This is a genomic window from Pseudoduganella flava, from assembly GCF_007830495.1.
Lineage (GTDB): Bacteria > Pseudomonadota > Gammaproteobacteria > Burkholderiales > Burkholderiaceae_D > Rugamonas > Rugamonas flava.
Window position 1 is genome coordinate 508,891 of sequence record NZ_VLKW01000003.1, and the last position, 17,159, is coordinate 526,049.

The 17,159-nt window shown below is 67.4% G+C and carries 13 protein-coding genes; 9 read left to right on the plus strand and 4 right to left on the minus strand.

Features of this window, described 5'->3' with window-relative positions; all coding sequences use genetic code 11:
• Complete coding sequence (gene hutU / locus IP92_RS10460; protein WP_145874478.1) at nucleotides 1–1,689, minus strand: urocanate hydratase; 1,689 nt, start codon at nucleotides 1,687–1,689, stop codon at nucleotides 1–3.
• Between the two features lie 70 nt (nucleotides 1,690–1,759).
• Nucleotides 1,760–3,412 carry an amidohydrolase gene (locus tag IP92_RS10465; RefSeq protein WP_145874479.1) on the minus strand — a complete coding sequence of 551 codons (1,653 nt, stop codon included), beginning with the start codon at nucleotides 3,410–3,412 and terminating at the stop codon, nucleotides 1,760–1,762.
• 88 nt (nucleotides 3,413–3,500) lie between these two features.
• Between IP92_RS10465 and IP92_RS10470 the strand changes: the two genes are divergently transcribed.
• Nucleotides 3,501–4,139 carry a glutathione S-transferase family protein gene (locus IP92_RS10470; protein ID WP_145874480.1) on the plus strand — a complete coding sequence of 213 codons (639 nt, stop codon included), beginning with the start codon at nucleotides 3,501–3,503 and terminating at the stop codon, nucleotides 4,137–4,139.
• A gap of 4 nt (nucleotides 4,140–4,143) precedes the next feature.
• Here IP92_RS10470 and IP92_RS10475 read toward each other — a convergent pair whose 3' ends face one another.
• Together IP92_RS10475 and ada are read right to left on the minus strand one after the other, a co-directional pair.
• Nucleotides 4,144–4,845, minus strand: a complete 702-nt coding sequence (locus IP92_RS10475) for a 2OG-Fe(II) oxygenase (protein ID WP_145874481.1) — start codon at nucleotides 4,843–4,845, stop codon at nucleotides 4,144–4,146.
• Nucleotides 4,842–5,900 (minus strand): bifunctional DNA-binding transcriptional regulator/O6-methylguanine-DNA methyltransferase Ada, encoded by a 1,059-nt coding sequence (ada, locus tag IP92_RS10480; RefSeq protein ID WP_145874482.1) that lies wholly within the window; start codon nucleotides 5,898–5,900, stop codon nucleotides 4,842–4,844. Before ada ends, IP92_RS10475 begins: the two co-directional genes overlap by 4 nt.
• A gap of 134 nt (nucleotides 5,901–6,034) precedes the next feature.
• Here ada and hutC point away from each other — a divergent pair, with 134 nt between their 5' ends.
• The 8 genes from hutC to IP92_RS10520 all read left to right on the plus strand — a co-directional run bounded on the left by hutC (nucleotide 6,035) and on the right by IP92_RS10520 (nucleotide 16,949).
• Nucleotides 6,035–6,772: a histidine utilization transcriptional repressor HutC gene (hutC, locus tag IP92_RS10485; RefSeq protein ID WP_145874483.1), complete on the plus strand. Its 738-nt coding sequence runs from the start codon at nucleotides 6,035–6,037 to the stop codon at nucleotides 6,770–6,772.
• Nucleotides 6,773–6,830: 58 nt separating this feature from the next.
• Nucleotides 6,831–11,417, plus strand: a complete 4,587-nt coding sequence (locus tag IP92_RS10490; protein ID WP_145874484.1) for a PAS domain S-box protein — start codon at nucleotides 6,831–6,833, stop codon at nucleotides 11,415–11,417.
• A 21-nt stretch (nucleotides 11,418–11,438) separates the two neighbouring features.
• Nucleotides 11,439–11,849: a response regulator gene (locus tag IP92_RS10495; RefSeq protein ID WP_145874485.1), complete on the plus strand. Its 411-nt coding sequence runs from the start codon at nucleotides 11,439–11,441 to the stop codon at nucleotides 11,847–11,849.
• A gap of 211 nt (nucleotides 11,850–12,060) precedes the next feature.
• A complete protein-coding gene (gene trxA, locus IP92_RS10500) occupies nucleotides 12,061–12,387 on the plus strand; it encodes a thioredoxin TrxA (protein ID WP_145874486.1) in 327 nt (108 codons plus the stop codon).
• A 134-nt stretch (nucleotides 12,388–12,521) separates the two neighbouring features.
• Nucleotides 12,522–13,784, plus strand: coding sequence for a transcription termination factor Rho (rho, locus tag IP92_RS10505; protein WP_145874487.1), 1,263 nt, complete (start codon nucleotides 12,522–12,524; stop codon nucleotides 13,782–13,784).
• Between the two features lie 287 nt (nucleotides 13,785–14,071).
• Complete coding sequence (locus IP92_RS10510; protein WP_145874488.1) at nucleotides 14,072–14,341, plus strand: type B 50S ribosomal protein L31; 270 nt, start codon at nucleotides 14,072–14,074, stop codon at nucleotides 14,339–14,341.
• A 91-nt stretch (nucleotides 14,342–14,432) separates the two neighbouring features.
• Nucleotides 14,433–16,145, plus strand: a complete 1,713-nt coding sequence (locus IP92_RS10515; RefSeq protein ID WP_145874489.1) for an ArnT family glycosyltransferase — start codon at nucleotides 14,433–14,435, stop codon at nucleotides 16,143–16,145.
• Between the two features lie 42 nt (nucleotides 16,146–16,187).
• Nucleotides 16,188–16,949: a substrate-binding periplasmic protein gene (locus IP92_RS10520; protein WP_145874490.1), complete on the plus strand. Its 762-nt coding sequence runs from the start codon at nucleotides 16,188–16,190 to the stop codon at nucleotides 16,947–16,949.
• Nucleotides 16,950–17,159 lie beyond the last annotated feature (210 nt).

The following is a 17,159-nucleotide window of genomic DNA, read 5'->3' on the forward strand; positions in this document are numbered from 1 at the left end:
TTACTTCACCATCGGGAGATTGAGACCGTTGCGGCGGGCGCACGCAATGGCCGATTCATAGCCGGCGTCCGCATGGCGCATCACGCCGGACGCGCTGTCGTTGACGAGCACGCGCGCGAGCCGGCGTGCCGCCGCTTCCGTGCCGTCCGCAACGATGACGACGCCGGCGTGCTGCGAATAGCCCATGCCGACGCCGCCGCCGTGGTGCAGCGACACCCAGGTGGCGCCGCCCGCCGTGTTCAACAGCGCGTTCAACAGCGGCCAGTCGGACACGGCGTCGCTGCCGTCCTTCATCGCTTCCGTCTCGCGGTTCGGGCTGGCGACGGAACCCGTGTCCAGGTGGTCGCGGCCGATCACGATCGGCGCCTTCAGTTCGCCGTTCTTCACCATCTCGTTGAACGCCAGCCCGGCCACGTGGCGCTCGCCCAGGCCCAGCCAGCAGATCCGCGCGGGCAGCCCCTGGAAGGCGATGCGCTCGCGCGCCATGTCCAGCCAGCGGTGCACGTTGGCGTGGTGCGGGAACAGTTCCTTGATCTTCGCATCCGTCTTGTAGATGTCCTCCGGATCGCCGGACAGCGCCACCCAGCGGAACGGCCCGCGCCCTTCGCAGAACTGCGGGCGGATGTAGGCCGGCACGAAGCCGGGGAAGTCGAACGCGTTGGCCACGCCTTCGTCATGCGCCACCTGGCGGATGTTGTTGCCGTAGTCGACCACCTTGGCGCCCAGCGCCTGGAAGTCCAGCATCGCCCGCACGTGCACGGCACACGACGCGGCGGCCGCCGCTTTCAGCTCCCCATGGCGGGCCGGATCGCGGCGCGCTTCCTGCCACTCTTCGACCGTCCAGCCGCGCGGCAGGTAGCCGTTGATCAGGTCGTGCGCGGAAGTCTGGTCCGTGACGAGGTCCGGCACCATGCCGCCCTCCTTCGCCCGGCGTACCAGCTCGGGCAGCACGTCGGCCGCATTGCCGAGCAAGCCGATCGAGATCGCGTCGCCCCTGGCCTTGTGCTCGCGCACCATCGCGAGCGCCTCGTCGACGTCGCGCGCCTGCTTGTCCAGGTAGCGGGTGCGCAGGCGGAAGTCGATGCTGCTCTGCTGGCACTCGACGGTCAACGACACGGCGCCGGCCATCGTCGCGGCCAGCGGCTGCGCGCCGCCCATGCCGCCCAGGCCGGCCGTCAGCACCCAGCGCCCTTGCAGGTCGCCGCCGAAATGCTGGCGGCCCGCTTCGGCGAACGTCTCGTAGGTGCCCTGCACGATGCCCTGCGTGCCGATGTAGATCCAGCTGCCGGCCGTCATCTGGCCGTACATGAACAGGCCCTTGCGATCGAGCTCGTTGAAGTGCTCCCAGTTCGCCCACTTCGGCACGAGGTTCGAGTTCGCCAGCAGCACGCGCGGCGCGTCCTCGTGGGTGCGGAACACGCCGACCGGCTTGCCGGACTGGATCAGCAAGGTCTCGTCCTCGCCCAGCGTTTTCAGCGACGCGAGGATCTGGTCGAAGCACTCCCAGTTGCGGGCGGCGCGGCCGATGCCGCCGTAGACGACGAGCGCCTGCGGATTCTCGGCCACTTCCTTGTCCAGGTTGTTCTGGATCATCCGGTACGCCGCTTCGGCGCCCCAGGTCTTGCAGACCTTCTCGGGGCCACGCGGGGCGCGGGTGTCGCGGGTGGGGTCAAGGCGGGGATCGCTCATGGGGGTCTCCTCGGGGTTGGGTATCCCTACAGCATAGGTTGTCTATACAAGTGAGTCAACCGGTTTGTTGTCATTTCTTGTACACCTGCCGACCACCCACCCACGTCTCCAGCACGCCGATCCGGCCGATCTCGGCCGGCGGCACCGTGAACAGGTCGCGGTCGACGACGATGAAGTCGGCCCACTTGCCCGGCTCCAGCGAGCCGAGTTTGTCTTCCTGGCGCGCCGCGTAGGCCGCATCCAGCGTGAAGCAGCGCAGCGCTTCCTTCACCGTCATCGCCTGTTCCTTGTACCAGCCGCCCGCCGGCATGTTCTCCATGTCCTGGCGCGTGACGGCCGCGTGGATGCCTTGGAACGGGTTCGGCGATTCGATCGGGAAGTCCGAGCCGCAGGCGATGCGCGAGCCCTGCTTCAGGAACGTGCGCCATGCGTACGCGCCCTGGATGCGCTGCGGGCCGACGCGCTTTTCCGCCATGTTCTGGTCCGATGTCGCATGGGTCGGCTGCATCGACGGGATGATGCCCAGCGCGGCGAAGCGGGGGATGTCGCCCAGCGCGACGACCTGCGCATGCTCGATGCGGTGGCGCGGCGCCGCGCCGTATTTCGGCAGCAGCGCCGCATAGGCATCGAGGATCTGCCGGTTGCCGGCGTCGCCGATCGCGTGCACGTTGACCTGGTAGCCGGCCTTCATCGCCTTCGCCATCCGCCCGCGCATCTCGTCGTCCTTGTAGAACAGCAGGCCATGCGTGTGCGGCGCGTCGCTGTAGGGTTTGATCAGCGCGGCGCCGCGGCTGCCCAGCGCGCCGTCGGCCAGCAGCTTGACGGCCGTCAGCGCGTAGAAGTCATTGCCGTAGCTTTTCAGGGGGCCGGCGGCCGCCAGCTTGTCGAAGTCCGCCTCCGTACCCATGATCATCGCGTAGACGCGCGTCGTCAGCCGGCCCTTGTCCGCATAGTCGCGGTACAGTGCGTCGGCCGGCACGCCGATGCCGGCGTCGTGCACGCTGGTCAGGCCCATCTTCTTCAGGATCGCCAGTGCGCCGTCCAGCGCCGCGCGCCCTTCCGCCTCGGTGGGGCGCGGCATCACTTTTGTTACCAGGTCCATCGCCGCGTCGACGAGGATGCCGGTTGAGTTGCCGTACGCGTCGCGCTCGATCTTGCCGCCGGCCGGGTCGCGGGTTTCCTTCGTGATGCCGGCCAGCGCCAGCGCGCGGCTGTTGACCCACACGGCATGGCCGTCGACCCGGTGCATCAGCGCGGGGCGGTCCGGCACGGCGGCATCCAGCTCCTGGGCGGTCGGGAAGCGGCCCAGGTTCCACGTTTCCTGGTTCCAGCCGTTGCCCACCACCCACGCCCGCTGCGGATTGGCGCGCGCGAATTCGCCCACCGACCTGACGGCACCTTCCAGGCTCGTGGAGCTATACAACTCGGCGCCGGTGGCGATCTCGCCCAGCCCGAAGACGTGGCCGTGCGCGTCGATCAGGCCGGGCAGCACGGTCTTCCCTTGCACGTCGATGTGCGTGTAGCCGGGTGCGCGTGCCGCCACGTCGCCCGCGCTGCCGACCGCGACGATCCGGCCGTCCCCGTCGAACGCGAGGGAACGGAACTGCACCAGCTGGTTGCTGCCGTTCAGTGTGTAGCCGTTGGCGTTGTCGATCACGGTACCGGGTGCGGCAGAGGCTTGCAACGTGCAGGCAAGGCAGGCGGTCAACAGGGGCAGGCGCATGGGAGTCCTTTCTGGATTCGATGGCAAGATCCAGAGTGTAACGAAATCGGCATGCTGGTCCAATCGGGTCTTTGTCCAAGGAGACCGGATGTATACGCTGTACGACTATCTGCCGTCGCAGAACGCATGGAAGGTGCGCGCGCTGCTGCGCCACTTGGGCACGCCCTACCGCACCGAATACGTCAGCATCTTCGAAGGCGAAGGCCAGCGCGACGACTACCTGGCCGTGAACCCCGCCGGCGCCGTGCCGGCGCTGCGCCTGCCGGACGGCCGCGTGCTGGCCGAATCGAATGCGATCCTGTTCTACCTGGCGCAGGGCACGCGCTACCTGCCGGCCGATCCGTTCGGGCAGGCGAAGGTACTGCAATGGATGTCGTTCGAACAGGACTACGTGGGCCATATCGCCGGGCTGCGGCACTGGACGATGACGGGCAAGCTGGCGCGCCGGCCGCCCGCGTGGGCCGCGATGCGGCGTGCCGCCGGCAGCAAGGCGCTGGCGATCCTGGACCGCGAGCTGTCTGCGCGGCCGTTCATCGCCGGTGACGCATACACGGTGGCCGATATCGCGCTGTTCGCCTACGCCCACCGAGCCGACGAGGCGGGCCTGCCGCTGGCGGACTATCCGAACGTGCGTGCATGGATCGCCCGCGTGCGGGCGCAGGAAGGCTTCCTGGACGAGCACCACCCGTACGCGATCGACCCGTACTCGGGCAGGGAACTGCCGTGATGGCTCAGGCGGCGTCGTGGAAGATGATGCCCAGCGTGTGGCGGTTGCCGCTGCGCAGGCGCGACACGCCGTGCCGCATGTTGACGCGGTAGACGCCGCGCGTGCCGTTCACCGGGCGGTGGTGGACGGGGAAGATCACGCAGTCGCCCTGCTCCAGCAGCACCACCTCGGCGCGCGACTGCATGCGCGGGCGCTGCTCCGTCAGCACGAACTCGCCGCCCGTGAAGTCGGTGCCGGGGCGCGACAGCAGGAACGCCGCCTGCAACGGGAACACGTGCTCGCCATACAGGTCCTGGTGCAGGCAGTTGTAGTCGCCTTCCCGGTAGCGCAGCAGCAGCGGCGTGGGCCGCGTCTGGCCGGCCGCATGGCAGCGCGCCAGGTAGTCGGCATGCAGCGCAGGGTAGCGTGCGTCGATGCCCATTGCCGACTTAAGCAGAACTTCCTGCCACCGGTTGGCGATCGCCGCCAGCGGACCGTACATCGCCGCGCGCAGCTGGGCCACCAGGTCCGGCAGCGGATAGCGGAAATACTGGTACTCGCCACGGCCAAAGCCGTGCCGCTCCATCACGACGCGGCTGCGGAACAAGGCCGGATCGTCGTAGGCGCCCGCCAGCAGGGCGCAATCGGCGGGCGCGAGGACGCCGGGCACGCGGGCGCAGCCGAACGCATCGAGTTCATCCCCGATGCGGGCCCAGTCGAACGTCATTTCGATCCCTCGCGTTCGAGCAGCGCCTGTTTGCGTTCGACGCCCCAGCGGTAGCCGGAGATCGAGCCGTCGTTGCGCACCACGCGGTGGCAAGGAATCGCCACCGCCAACGCATTGGCCGCGCAGGCGCCGGCCACGGCCCGCGCACTGTTCGGCGCACCGACCATCCCGGCCAGCTCCGTATAGCTGACGGTGCGCCCGGCCGGGATGCTGCGCAGCGCCTGCCACACACGTTGCTGGAACGCGGTGCCGCGCACGTCCAGCGGCAAGTCCAGGCCCTGTTCCGGCGCCTCGACGAGGCCGATCACCTGCGCGACCACCTGCTCGTACTCGCGCTCGGCGCCGACCAGTTCCGCGTTCGGGAAGCGGTCCTGCAGCTCGCGCGCCAAGGCGTCCGGATCGTCGCCCAGCAGGATCGCGCAGATGCCGACGTCCGTGCTGGCGACGAGGATGGCGCCCAGCGAGCATTGGGCGATCGCGAAGCGGATCGCCGCGCCCTTGCCGCCCTGGCGGAACGCGGTGGGGGTCATGCCCAGCGCCTGGCGCGTCGACGCGTAGAAGCGGCCGCTCGAATTGAAGCCGGCCGCGTAGATCGCGTCCGTCACGGACGGCTGCTCGGCCAGCCCCTGGTGCATGCGCGCCTTGCGCTTCGCGGCCGCGTAGGCCTTCGGCGTGATGCCCGTCTGCGCCTTGAAGATGCGGTGCAGGTGGAAGCGCGATACGCCGCTGGCCTCGGCCAGCGAAGCCAGGTCCGGCTCCTCGTCGGCCGCGTCGATCAGCCGGCACACCTCGGCCACCAGCGCGGCGTGGCGCTCGGCCAGCGGCGGCTGGTCGGGCTTGCAGCGCAGGCAGGGCCGGAAGCCTGCCTGTTCCGCCTCGGCCATGCTGGCGTGGAAGGCGACGTTGCTGCGCAGCGCGGGCCGGGCGCCGCACGACGGCCGGCAATACACGCCCGTCGTGCGCACGGAATAGTAGAACTGGCCGTCGGCGGCCGGGTCGCGCCGCTGCACGGCGGCCCAGCGCGCTTCGTCGGAATGAAAGTCGGGGTTGGTCATGGTTGCTCCACGTGCGAATTGTATGCCGCCATCGTAGGCGCCGCACTCGGCGGCCGCACCCCGGCGCTTGCTTTTGAATTCGATGGCCCGAATGCTAGAATGCCTCGACAACAGGCAGCGACGGAGACAGGGGTTTGGAAGCACAGCACGACGGCCAGGCGGGCATTCCGATTTTCCAGCAAATCAAGGATTTCCTGACCGCGCAGATCGCTGCCGGCCACTGGAAGGAAGGCGACGTCATTCCGTCCGAGCAGGCGCTCGTGAAGCAGTTCGGCGTGTCGCGGATGACCGTCAACCGGGCCGTGCGCGAGCTGACTGCCGAAGCCGTGCTGACCCGCCGCCAGGGTGCCGGCACCTATGTCGCGCCGCAGAAGTACCAGGCCACGCTGTTGGAAATCAAGAGCATCGCCGACGAGGTGCGCGGTCGCGGCCACACCCACCGCAGCAGCCTGCAGCGCCTCGAGGAAGGCCGCGCCAACGAATTGCTGGCCAAGCAGTTCGAGCTGCCCTCCGGGCATCCTTTGTTTCATTCCGTCATAGTCCATTACGAGAACGGCGTGCCGATCCAGGTCGAGGACCGCTGGGTCAATCCGCAGCTGGCGCCCGACTACCTGGCCCAGGATTTCACGCGCACCACGCCGTCCGCCTACCTGATGGCCGCGGCTCCCTTGCAAGGCGCCACCTACAGCCTGGAAGCGCTCGCGGCGCCGCGCGACATCGCCGACATGCTGGCAATGGACGTCCGCCAGCCCTGCCTCGTACTGCGCCGGCACACCCGCTCGGGCGGCAGGGTGGCCTCGATCGTCACGATGTGGCACCCGGGGCACCGCTACCAGTTCGCCGGCAGCGTCGCCACCGGTGCGCAGGCCTGAGCCAGTGTATAGTTGACCGGGTGAGTGCCGTCCAGGCCGCCTTCAGGAAAGGAAGCCATTGCCGCCGATCGCCGCCCGCCTAGCAACTCGCCGCCTGCTGCTGCATGCAGTATCGTGCGGCGCGTTGCTGTGCGCCTGCGGGCCGGCCGCCGCGCTGGAACAAGTCGCCGTCCAGTTGAAATGGCAGCACCAGTTCCAGTTCGCGGGATATTACGCGGCGCAGGACAAGGGCTATTACCGCGACGCGGGCCTGGAAGTCACGCTGATCGAGGCGCAGCCGGGGCTCGATCCGGTGCAGGCCGTGCTGTCCGGCCGCGCCCAGTACGGCACCGGCAACAGCAGCCTGCTGCTGCACCGGGCGGCCGGCAAGCCGGTCGTCGTGCTGGCCTCGATCTTCCAGCACTCCGCCGCCGCGCTGTTCGTACGCCGCCCTGCCGACGGCAAGCCGTTCCAATGGCCCGGCGCGCGCGTGATGCTGGCGCCCGGTAACGAGGAACTGCACGCCTACCTGCTGCGCCAGGGCGTGAAGCTGGCGGACCTGAAGCTGCTGCCGCACAGCCACCGCATCGCCGACTTCGTCGAAGGCAACGCGGACGCGGTCTCGGGCTACGTGACGGTACTGCCTTACAGCCTCGATCGCCTCGGCATGCACTACGACGTGCTGTCGCCCCGCTCGGCCGGCATCGACTTCTATGGCGATAACCTGTTCACGACGGAACGCGAAGTGCGCGAGCACCCGGAACGCGCCCGCGCGATGCGGGCCGCCACGCTGCGCGGCTGGCGCTACGCGATGACGCACCCGGACGAAATCGTCGACCTGATCCGCGCCCGCTACCCGCAGGGCCACACCCGCGAACACCTGTTGTTCGAAGCTGGCCAGACGGCCAAGCTGCTGGAGCAGCCGCTTGTCGAACCGGGCTACAGCAATCCGGCGCGCTGGCAGGCCATCGCCAACACCTACATCACGCTCGGCATGCTGCCGCGCAGCGTGCCGCTGGACGGCTTCATCTACAGCGAACCGCGCGCCGGCACGCCGTGGCCCTGGATCGGCGCCGCGACGATGGCCGCCTTGCTGGCCGGTGGCGTGGCATGGCGCCTGCGCACCCACCTGCCCGCGCCGGTGCAGCCGGCTGCGGTCGAACCGGAACCGCAGGCGGAGCGGGCCCTGGCGGCGGCCGACGAGGGCACGTGGGACTGGGACCCGCGCACCGACGAGGTGACGCTGTCGCCCCGCTGCGGCATCCTGCTCGGCTACGCGGCCAGCGAGTTCACCCCGCACGACCGCGGCGCCTGGCTGCAGCACGTGCACCCGGACGACCGCGAACACCTGCTGGACGACATGGCGCGCGTCAGCCTCGTGCAGCAGGACGACGCCTTGCTGGTGCACGAATTCCGCATGCGCTGCCGCGACGGCGGCTACACGTGGATGCTGGCGCGCGGCCGCGTGACGCGGCGCGACGGGGATGGCCAGCCGGCGCTCGTCAGCGGCACGATCGGGCCGGTCAGCGATCGCGCGCTGGCCGAGCGCGAACGGCTGGCGGCCGTGCTGGAAGCGATGCCGGGCGGGATCCTGGTGGCCGACCGCGGCGGCCGGGTGTGGCATGCGAACCGCGCCGCCGCCAGCTGCTTCGGCTACCAGGGCAGCGAGATGGCGGGCCTGTCGATGGAGCTGCTGGTGCCGGAAGTGATGCGCAGCGCACCCGGCCTGCCGCGCGAGCTGTTCTCGCGGCCCAACCTGCCGGGGCGCGTGCTGACGGCGCGGCGCGGCGACGGCAGCCACTTTCCGGCGATGGTGCACCTGGCGCCGCTGCGGATCGAGGGCCAGGGCCTGTCGATCGTGGCGGTGCGCGACATGACGCAGCGCCAGCGCACCGAACAGGCGCTGCACGCGAGCTCGGAGCGTTACCGCCTGATCGTGCAGACGGCCACCGAAGGCATCTGGATGACGGATGCGCACGACCGCACGTCGTTCGTCAACCCGACGATGACGCGCATGCTGGGCTACGCGGCGGACGAAATGATGGGCCGGCCGATGAGCGACTTCATGGACGACGACAGCATCGCCCAGCTGGCACGGCAGAACCAGCGGCGCCGGCCGGGCCAGTCGGAACAGGGCGACGCGCGCTTCTACCGCAAGGACGGCTCGTCGCTGTGGGGCCTGCTGTCGACGACGCGGATCCAGGCCGACGACGGCGTCTACACGGGCACGCTGGCGATGATCACGGATATCACCGACCGGCGCCTGGCCGAAGTCGCCCTGCGCAATTCCAGCCAGCGCATGGCATCCGTGTTCAACGCCGTGACGAACGGCCTGGTGGTGCTGAACAGCGAAGGCGTGCTCCTCGAATGCAATGCGGCCGCGGCGCGCATGCTGGGGCCGGCCGCCGCCAGCGGCGCGCGGCTGTGGCCGGGCATGCACGAGGATGGCCGGCCGTACACGGTCGACGGGCATCCGGTGCAGCAGGCGCTGGCCAGCGGGCGCTCGGTGCGCGACGTGGTGATGGGCGTGCCGGGCGAACGCGGCACGTGCTGGCTGTCCGTCAATGCGGAACCGATGCGCGATGAACTGGGCGCCGCGACGATGGTGGTGGCCAGCCTCACCGACATCACGGAGCGCAAGCGCAGCGAGGACGCGGTGCGGCGCGGCGAGCAGCGCCTGCAGGAGATCATCAACATGATGCCGATCGGCCTGTTCCTGAAGGATGTGGACGGGCGCATGATCCTGATGAACCCAGCCGCCGAACAGCAGTTCGGCTACACGCTGAAGGAGCTGCACAACGGCAGCTTCGCGCACCTGCACACCGCGGCCGAGATCGAGGAATTCATGCGCCGCGACCGCGAGGCGTTCGCGCACGGCGACCAGATCGACTACGAGGAAACGATCCTCAACCCGCGCCTGCGCCAGCACCGTCACCTGCGCACGTTCAAGAAGCCCGTGTTCGACGAGACCGGCGCCCCCGCTTACCTGATCTGCATGTCGATCGACATCACCGACAGCAAGCGCGTGGAACAGGCGCTGCGCGAACTGAACGAACACCTGGAGGAACGGGTGGTGCAACGCACCGAGCAGCTGGACCAGGCCAAGCAGATCGCCGAGGAAGCCAGCCAGGCCAAGGGCCAGTTCCTGGCCAATATGAGCCATGAGATCCGCACGCCGATGAACGGCGTGATCGGCATGGCCCACCTGGCGCTGAAGACGGAACTGGACCCGCGGCAGCGCGACTACCTGGAAAAGATCCGCTTCGCCGGCGAGCACCTGCTGCGCATCATCGACGACATCCTCGACATCTCGAAGATCGAGGCGGGCAAGCTGGAGATCGAGCAGGTGCAGTTCCCGCTGGCCGAGGTGATCGAGACGCTGACGACGGTGGTGGCGCCGAAGGCCGCCGCCAAGGAGCTGCGGCTGGAGATCGACATCGCGCCGGACGTGCCGGCCGTGCTGCGCGGCGATCCGCTGCGCCTCGGCCAGGTGCTGATCAACTATGCGAACAACGCCATCAAGTTCAGCGAGCAGGGCACGATCGCCGTGCGCGTCCGCCGTGTCGAGGCGGACGAGCACCACTGCGTGCTGCGCTTCGACGTCAGCGACGAGGGCATCGGCCTGACCGAAGAGGAGATGGACAAGCTGTTTCAATCGTTCCAGCAGGCCGACACGTCGACGACGCGGGCCTATGGCGGCACGGGCCTGGGCCTGGCGATCTGCAAGCAGCTGGCGCACCTGATGGGCGGCGAGGTCGGCGTCGCCAGCCGCCCCGGCGCGGGCAGCACGTTCTGGTTCACGGCCCGCCTGGGTCTCGTCGGCGCAGGCGCCCGTACCGCGCCGGCGGCCGCCGTCCCGGAGGCGGCCGACCTGAAAGGCGCGCGCATCCTGCTCGTCGAGGACAATGCGTTCAACCAGCAGATCGCCCAGGAGATGCTGGAGGAAGCGGGCGCGCTCGTCACGGTGGCCGACAATGGCGAGCAGGCGCTGGCACTGCTCGAACAGGCCACGTTCGACTGCGTGCTGATGGACGTGCAGATGCCGGTGATGGATGGCCTGGAGGCGACCCGGCGCATCCGCCGCGACCGCCGGATGACCGGCCTGCGCGTGCTGGCGATGACGGCCACCGCCACCAGCGACGACCGCGCGCGCTGCCTGGAAGCGGGCATGGACGATTTCATCGCGAAACCGATCCAGCCCGCCGTGATGGTGCGCACGATCGCCGCATGGCTGCCCGAACGGGCGGCCGGCAACGGGGCGGCGCGGGACGCAGATGCCCCGCCGCGACGAACGCATGCGACACTCGTCGGCGATCCTGCGATAATCGACCTCTCGGTCCTGGCCAACGTGCTGGGCTACCAGCCCGACAAGATCGGCAAGTTCGCGCAGAAGTTCCTGCACACGAGCGATGCCAGCCTGGCCGAGATGGAGCGGGCGCTGGCGGCAAGCGACGTGCAGCGGCTGCGCGAACTGGGTCACCGCCTGAAAGCGTCGGCCCGTACCGTCGGCGCTGCGGGCATGGGCGAACTGTGCGAGCGGCTGGAACGGCTGCCCGTGTCCGGCACCGAACGGGAGGCCGCGGCGGCACTGGTCGAACAGCTGCGGCCGCTATTGGAAGCAATCCGGGAACACATCACGCATCACACGACTTTTGCCGCTCACTGAACGCGAACACTGATATCGGATATGAACAACGGCCTACGCATACTTCTGCTGGACGACGACGCCTTCATGCTGGAGATGCTGCAGGAGATGGTGAACGACCTGGGCTATGCCAACGTGCACAGCGAAACCGACGCCCGCCGCGCGCTGAAGGCGCTGCCGCAATTCAAGCCGGACCTGCTGGTCTGCGACCTGTCGATGCCGGAGATGGACGGCATCGAATTCCTGCGCACGGTGGCCGAGCAGCACTATGGCGGCAGCGTCATCCTGCTGTCCGGCATGGACAGCGGCATCCTGCGCGCGGCCGAGACGCTGGCGATGGCGCAAGGGCTGACGATCCTGGGCGCTTGCAGCAAGCCGCTGGCGACCGCGCAGCTGGCCGACCTGCTGGCGCTGGCCTCCAGCCGGCAGGCCGCCCGCTCTGGGACACGCTGATGGAAAATAGGTTATTATTTGAGCCATCCCCGCCTGATTCCCTCATGCAAGGTCCGTTGTACAGCGGCGTTGTACAGCGAGCGATGGCAGTGTGACATTGCAGCGTGACATTGAATTCATGCGCAAAGCCACCATCTCCGTTTCCTGCGGAACTGGCGGCACGCAGCGCGCCAGGCGACATTAAACTGAAATCCCGAAAGGGGAAAACAACATGAGCGAAAACATCAAACACATTACGGACGCGTCGTTCGAAGCCGACGTGCTCAAATCCGATCGTCCGGTCCTGGTCGACTTCTGGGCCGAGTGGTGCGGTCCGTGCAAGAGCATTGCACCGATCCTGGAAGAAGTCGCCAAGGAATACGATGGCAAGCTGACGGTCGCCAAGCTGGACGTCGATTCGAACCAGGCCATCCCGGGCAAGTTCGGCATCCGCGGCATCCCGACGCTGATCCTGTTCAAGAACGGCGTACCGGCTGCCCAGAAAGTAGGCGCAATGGCGAAAGGCCAGCTGACCTCTTTCATCGACAGCAATATTTGAGTAATATAGGCGGTGCTGCGCCCGCGGCACCGCCTGCCTGGCCGGGATGAGGCACCAGCCCTTCTCCGAAAATAACTAGTCCACGCAGCTCCCTCCCCTACCTTACTTTCCCGTCACGGGACACTCAAACACCTATGCATCTATCTGAATTAAAGGCCTTGCACGTTTCGGCGTTGCTGGAAATGGCCATCAGTCTGGATATCGACAATGCTGCGCGCCTGCGCAAGCAGGAACTGATGTTCGCGATCCTGAAGAAGCGCGCCAAAGCCGGCGAGCAGATCTTCGGCGACGGCGCCCTGGAAGTACTGCCCGACGGCTTCGGCTTCCTGCGCTCGCCGGACGCGAGCTACATGGCGTCCACCGACGACATCTACATCTCCCCGTCGCAGATCCGGCGCTTCAACCTGCATACGGGTGATTCGATCGAGGGTGAAGTGCGCACGCCGAAGGACGGCGAACGCTACTTTGCACTGGTCAAGGTGGACAAGGTCAACGGCGAATCGCCGGAAGCCTCGAAGCACCGCATCCTGTTTGAGAACCTGACGCCGCTGCACCCGCAGGAACCGCTGCGCCTGGAGCGCGAGATGAACGGCGCGGAAAACATCACGGGCCGCATCATCGACCTGATCGCCCCAATCGGCAAAGGCCAGCGCGGCCTGCTGGTGGCGTCGCCGAAGTCCGGTAAATCCGTGATGCTGCAGCATATCGCGCACGCGATCACGGCGAACCACCCGGACGTGACGCTGATCGTGCTGCTGATCGACGAACGCCCGGAAGAAGTGACGGAGATGCAGCGCTCGGTGCGCGGCGAAGTCGTCGCCTCGACGTTCGACGAACCGGCCACCCGCCACGTGCAGGTCGCCGAGATGGTGATGGAAAAGGCCAAGCGCCTCGTCGAGATGAAGAAGGACGTCGTGATCCTGCTGGACTCGATCACCCGCCTGGCCCGCGCCTACAACACCGTGATCCCGGCATCGGGCAAGGTGCTGACCGGCGGTGTGGACGCCAACGCGCTGCAGCGCCCGAAACGCTTCTTCGGCGCCGCGCGTAACGTCGAGGAAGGCGGCTCGCTGACGATCGTCGCGACCGCGCTGATCGAGACGGGTTCGCGGATGGACGACGTGATCTACGAGGAATTCAAGGGCACCGGCAACATGGAAGTGCACCTGGAGCGCCGCCTGGCCGAGAAGCGCGTGTACCCGGCGATCAACCTGAACAAATCGGGCACCCGCCGCGAGGAACTGCTGATCAAGCCGGACCAGCTGCAGAAGATCTGGATCCTGCGCAAGCTCTTGTACTCGATGGACGAGATCGAAGCGATGGAGTTCATCCTCGACAAGATGCGCGCGACGAAGACCAATACCGAGTTCTTCGACATGATGCGCCGAGGCGGCTAAGCGCCGCCAGGGTCAGACCCGGCGGGTCTGACCCAAGACGTTGCCTTTTGGGGTTCTGCTTTTCGCGCTATCCAAGCAAAACCCTAAAAGCAACTACTAGGGTCAGACCCGGCGGGTCTGACCCTGGCTTCTGCCGTTGGTTTTAGCACCGCAAACGACCCGCCCACACAAAAATCAGCTATAATCACCGGCTGTTTTTAACCCTGGCAAGTGAGCGGCAATCGGGTCGAGAAGCTGTAGGACCGACGAAGTGCTGTTTGGCTACCAATCCATCGAGAGAGAAGCACATGAAAGCCGATATCCATCCGGATTACCGTGAAGTCCTGTTCCACGACCTGTCCTGCGACTTCAAGTTCATCACCCGTTCCACGATCCAGACCCGCGAAACCGGTACCTACGAAGGTAAGGACTACCCGCTGGTGAAGATCGAGGTTTCGTCGGAATCGCACCCGTTCTTCACGGGCCAGCACAAGATCGTCGACACCGCCGGCCGCGTGGAAAAATTCCGCCAGAAGTTCGGCAAAGTCGGTTCGAAGACCGCCGTCTCGCAAGGCTGATCAGCCTTCCGGTACGAAAAAAGGCAGCCACGGCTGCCTTTTTTTATTGTTATCGCCGATACTCATGTTTCTTACGTAAGTCAGTCCATTGATGAAGCCTGTCCGCCTGCCCGCCTCCGCCGTTCTCGCTCTCCCCCGCTGGGCGCTGTTTGCCCTCGCGATGCTGTACATCCTGCCCGGTGTCATCGGGCGCGAGCCGTGGAAGAACGACGACGCGGCCAGCTTCGGCATCATGTGGACGATGGCGCACGGCACCTGGCAGGACTGGCTGTGGCCGAACATCGCCGGCATGTCCGTCCCTGAGGAAGGCCCGCTGATGTTCTGGCTGGGCGCGCTGTGCATCAAGCTGTTCGGCGGCATCCTCGGCGACGTGCTGGCGGCCCGCATCGCGACGATCGGGGTCTTCCTGCTGGGCGCGCTGGCGCTGTGGTACGCCACCTTCAACCTGGGCCGCCGGCCCGAGGCGCAGCCGCTGCGGCTGGCGTTCGGCGGCCAGCCCGAGCCGAACGACTTCGGCCGCACGCTGGCCGATGCCGCGCTGCTGATCTACCTCGGCTGCCTGGGCTTCCTCCAGCACAGCCACGAGACGACGTCCGAACCCCTGCTCACCGCGCTGCTTGCGCTGACCCTGTACCGTTCGGTGCGCTACATGGAAAAGCCGTGCTGGCGCAACGCCGCGCTGATCGGCCTGGCGCTGGGCCTGATGACGCTGACGCGCGGCTGGGTGCCGCCCGTGTTCCTGCTGGTCGCGCTGTTCACCTGCACGCGCTTCCTCGCCATTCCCGTGGCCCGCGCGCTGCCGCACCTGCTGGCCACGCTGGCCATCGCCTTCGCCGTCACGTTGCCGTGGCTCGTGCCAGCCTTCGTCGCCCGCCCCTACGGCCAGGCGCCGCTGCTGGCCTGGAACGCGTGGAACCTGGCGCAACTGGGCCTGCCGAGCCTGCGCCCGCTGCAAACTTTGCTGCGCGACGGCGTGTGGTTCTTCTGGCCCGCCTGGCCGTTCGCGCTGTGGGCCGCCTACGCATGGCGCCGGCAGAACAACCTGCTGCACATCGTGGTGCCGACGACGTTCGTTATCGTCGCCATCGCGCTGCTGCTTGTCCATCCCGCACCGGAACATGCGCAGCTGCTGATGCTGGTGCCGCCGCTGGCGATCATGGCCGCGTTCGGCCTGTTGACGGTACAGCGCGGCGCGATCAACGCGATCGACTGGTTCTCGGTGATGGTGCTGACCCTGGGCGCGGCCGTGCTGTGGATCTTCTGGTATGCCCAGCTGACGGGCTGGCCGCCGAAGCCCGCCCATAACGTGCTGCGGCTGATCCCCGGCTACGTGCCGGAGGTGAACTGGGTAGCCCTCATCGTCGCGATCGCGGCCACGCTGGGCTGGTTCCTGCTGGTGCACTGGCGCGTATCGCGCCGGCCGTCCGTGCTGTGGCGCGCCGTCGTGCTGTCGTCCGGCGGCGTGATCCTGATCTGGATCCTGTGGATGACGCTGTTCCTGCCGCACACGAACTACAGCAAGAGCTACGCGACCGTGGCGCGCCAGGCCGCCGCCGCGCTGCCGCCCGACACCGATTGCATCGACAGCAACGCGGGCCCCGCCCAGCGCGCCTCGTTCGCCTACTTCGGCAAGCTGCCGTTCCGCCCGGTGGACGGGGGCAACTGCCGGCTGCTGCTGTGGCAGGACTATGTGCGCGGCGGCGTGCGCCACGAGCCGCCCGGCAACTGGACGTTGCTGTGGGAAGGCCGGCGCGCCAGCGACCGCACCGAACGCTTCCGCCTGTACCGCCGCCCGGCGCCGTAAGCCCGCCATGCTATGCTGAGCCGTGACTTCCGGATGACCACGATGCAGAAAGCGGTGGCGATACTGACGATGCTGGCAGGGGCGGGCGCCTGTGCCGCCACGCAGGCGGGCCCCGGCCCGGTGCCGGCCTGGCCGCATCTGACGATCACCGGGGAAAACACCCCGCCGACGAGCATGTTCGTCGACGGCAAGCCTGCCGGCCGCCAGACGGACAAGGTGCACGAGATGCTCGACCGTGTCGGCGTCCCCCACTCGATCGACATCCTGCCGTGGAAACGGGCTTACATGATGGCGCAGCGCGACGCGCTCACATGCGTGTATTCGACCACCCGCACGCCGGAACGCGAGAAGCAGTTCAAGTGGGTCGGCCCGATGGTCGAGATCGACTGGGTGCTGATGGGCCGCGCCGACCGCAAATTCCACCTGCGCACGCTGGAAGATGCCCGCACGCTGCGCATCGGCACCTACAACGGCGACGCCCGCGACGAATACCTGAAAAGCCGCGGCTTCAACGTGGACCCGGTGCAGAACGACGCGTCCAATCCCGACAAGCTGCTGCTGAACCGGATCGACCTGTGGGCCGTGGCCGCCCGCCCGGACCTCGACATGGCCCGCGAACTGGGCCGCGACGGCCAGTTCGTCCCCGTGCTCGTGTTCAACCGCGTGCGCCTCTACCTGGCGTGCAACCCGACCGTGCCGGACCGGCTGGTGGACCGGATGAACGCGATGTTCGACACGATGCGCCGCGACGGCACCTTCGCCCGCATCGACCGCCGTTATCAGGACGCCACGGCGGAAAAGTAAAACTTGTAAACAACGGTAGACACCGCGTCATTGCAGGCTTAAAAAGCTGTTGCGCGAGGCTTTTTTTTCTTGAGGAAACTAAAGACAAAGCTTGTGGAGCCCGGTATAGTCCACATATACGCTACGTTGCCGCTCGGCACTAAAAGGCCGCCACAGGTCATCAGATACAAGCTGCCATCCAGGCAGCGCTTGCCCCGCAACGACACTCCC

Bases quoted from the DNA above. Each gene is read 5' to 3' on its own strand.
- hutU (WP_145874478.1), bottom strand. From the start codon at position 1,689: ATGAGCGATCCCCGCCTTGACCCCACCCGCGACACCCGCGCCCCGCGT.
- IP92_RS10465 (WP_145874479.1), bottom strand. From the start codon at position 3,412: ATGCGCCTGCCCCTGTTGACCGCCTGCCTTGCCTGCACGTTGCAAGCC.
- IP92_RS10470 (WP_145874480.1), top strand. From the start codon at position 3,501: ATGTATACGCTGTACGACTATCTGCCGTCGCAGAACGCATGGAAGGTG.
- IP92_RS10475 (WP_145874481.1), bottom strand. From the start codon at position 4,845: ATGACGTTCGACTGGGCCCGCATCGGGGATGAACTCGATGCGTTCGGC.
- ada (WP_145874482.1), bottom strand. From the start codon at position 5,900: ATGACCAACCCCGACTTTCATTCCGACGAAGCGCGCTGGGCCGCCGTG.
- IP92_RS10495 (WP_145874485.1), top strand. From the start codon at position 11,439: ATGAACAACGGCCTACGCATACTTCTGCTGGACGACGACGCCTTCATG.
- trxA (WP_145874486.1), top strand. From the start codon at position 12,061: ATGAGCGAAAACATCAAACACATTACGGACGCGTCGTTCGAAGCCGAC.
- rho (WP_145874487.1), top strand. From the start codon at position 12,522: ATGCATCTATCTGAATTAAAGGCCTTGCACGTTTCGGCGTTGCTGGAA.
- IP92_RS10510 (WP_145874488.1), top strand. From the start codon at position 14,072: ATGAAAGCCGATATCCATCCGGATTACCGTGAAGTCCTGTTCCACGAC.
- IP92_RS10515 (WP_145874489.1), top strand. From the start codon at position 14,433: ATGAAGCCTGTCCGCCTGCCCGCCTCCGCCGTTCTCGCTCTCCCCCGC.
- IP92_RS10520 (WP_145874490.1), top strand. From the start codon at position 16,188: ATGCAGAAAGCGGTGGCGATACTGACGATGCTGGCAGGGGCGGGCGCC.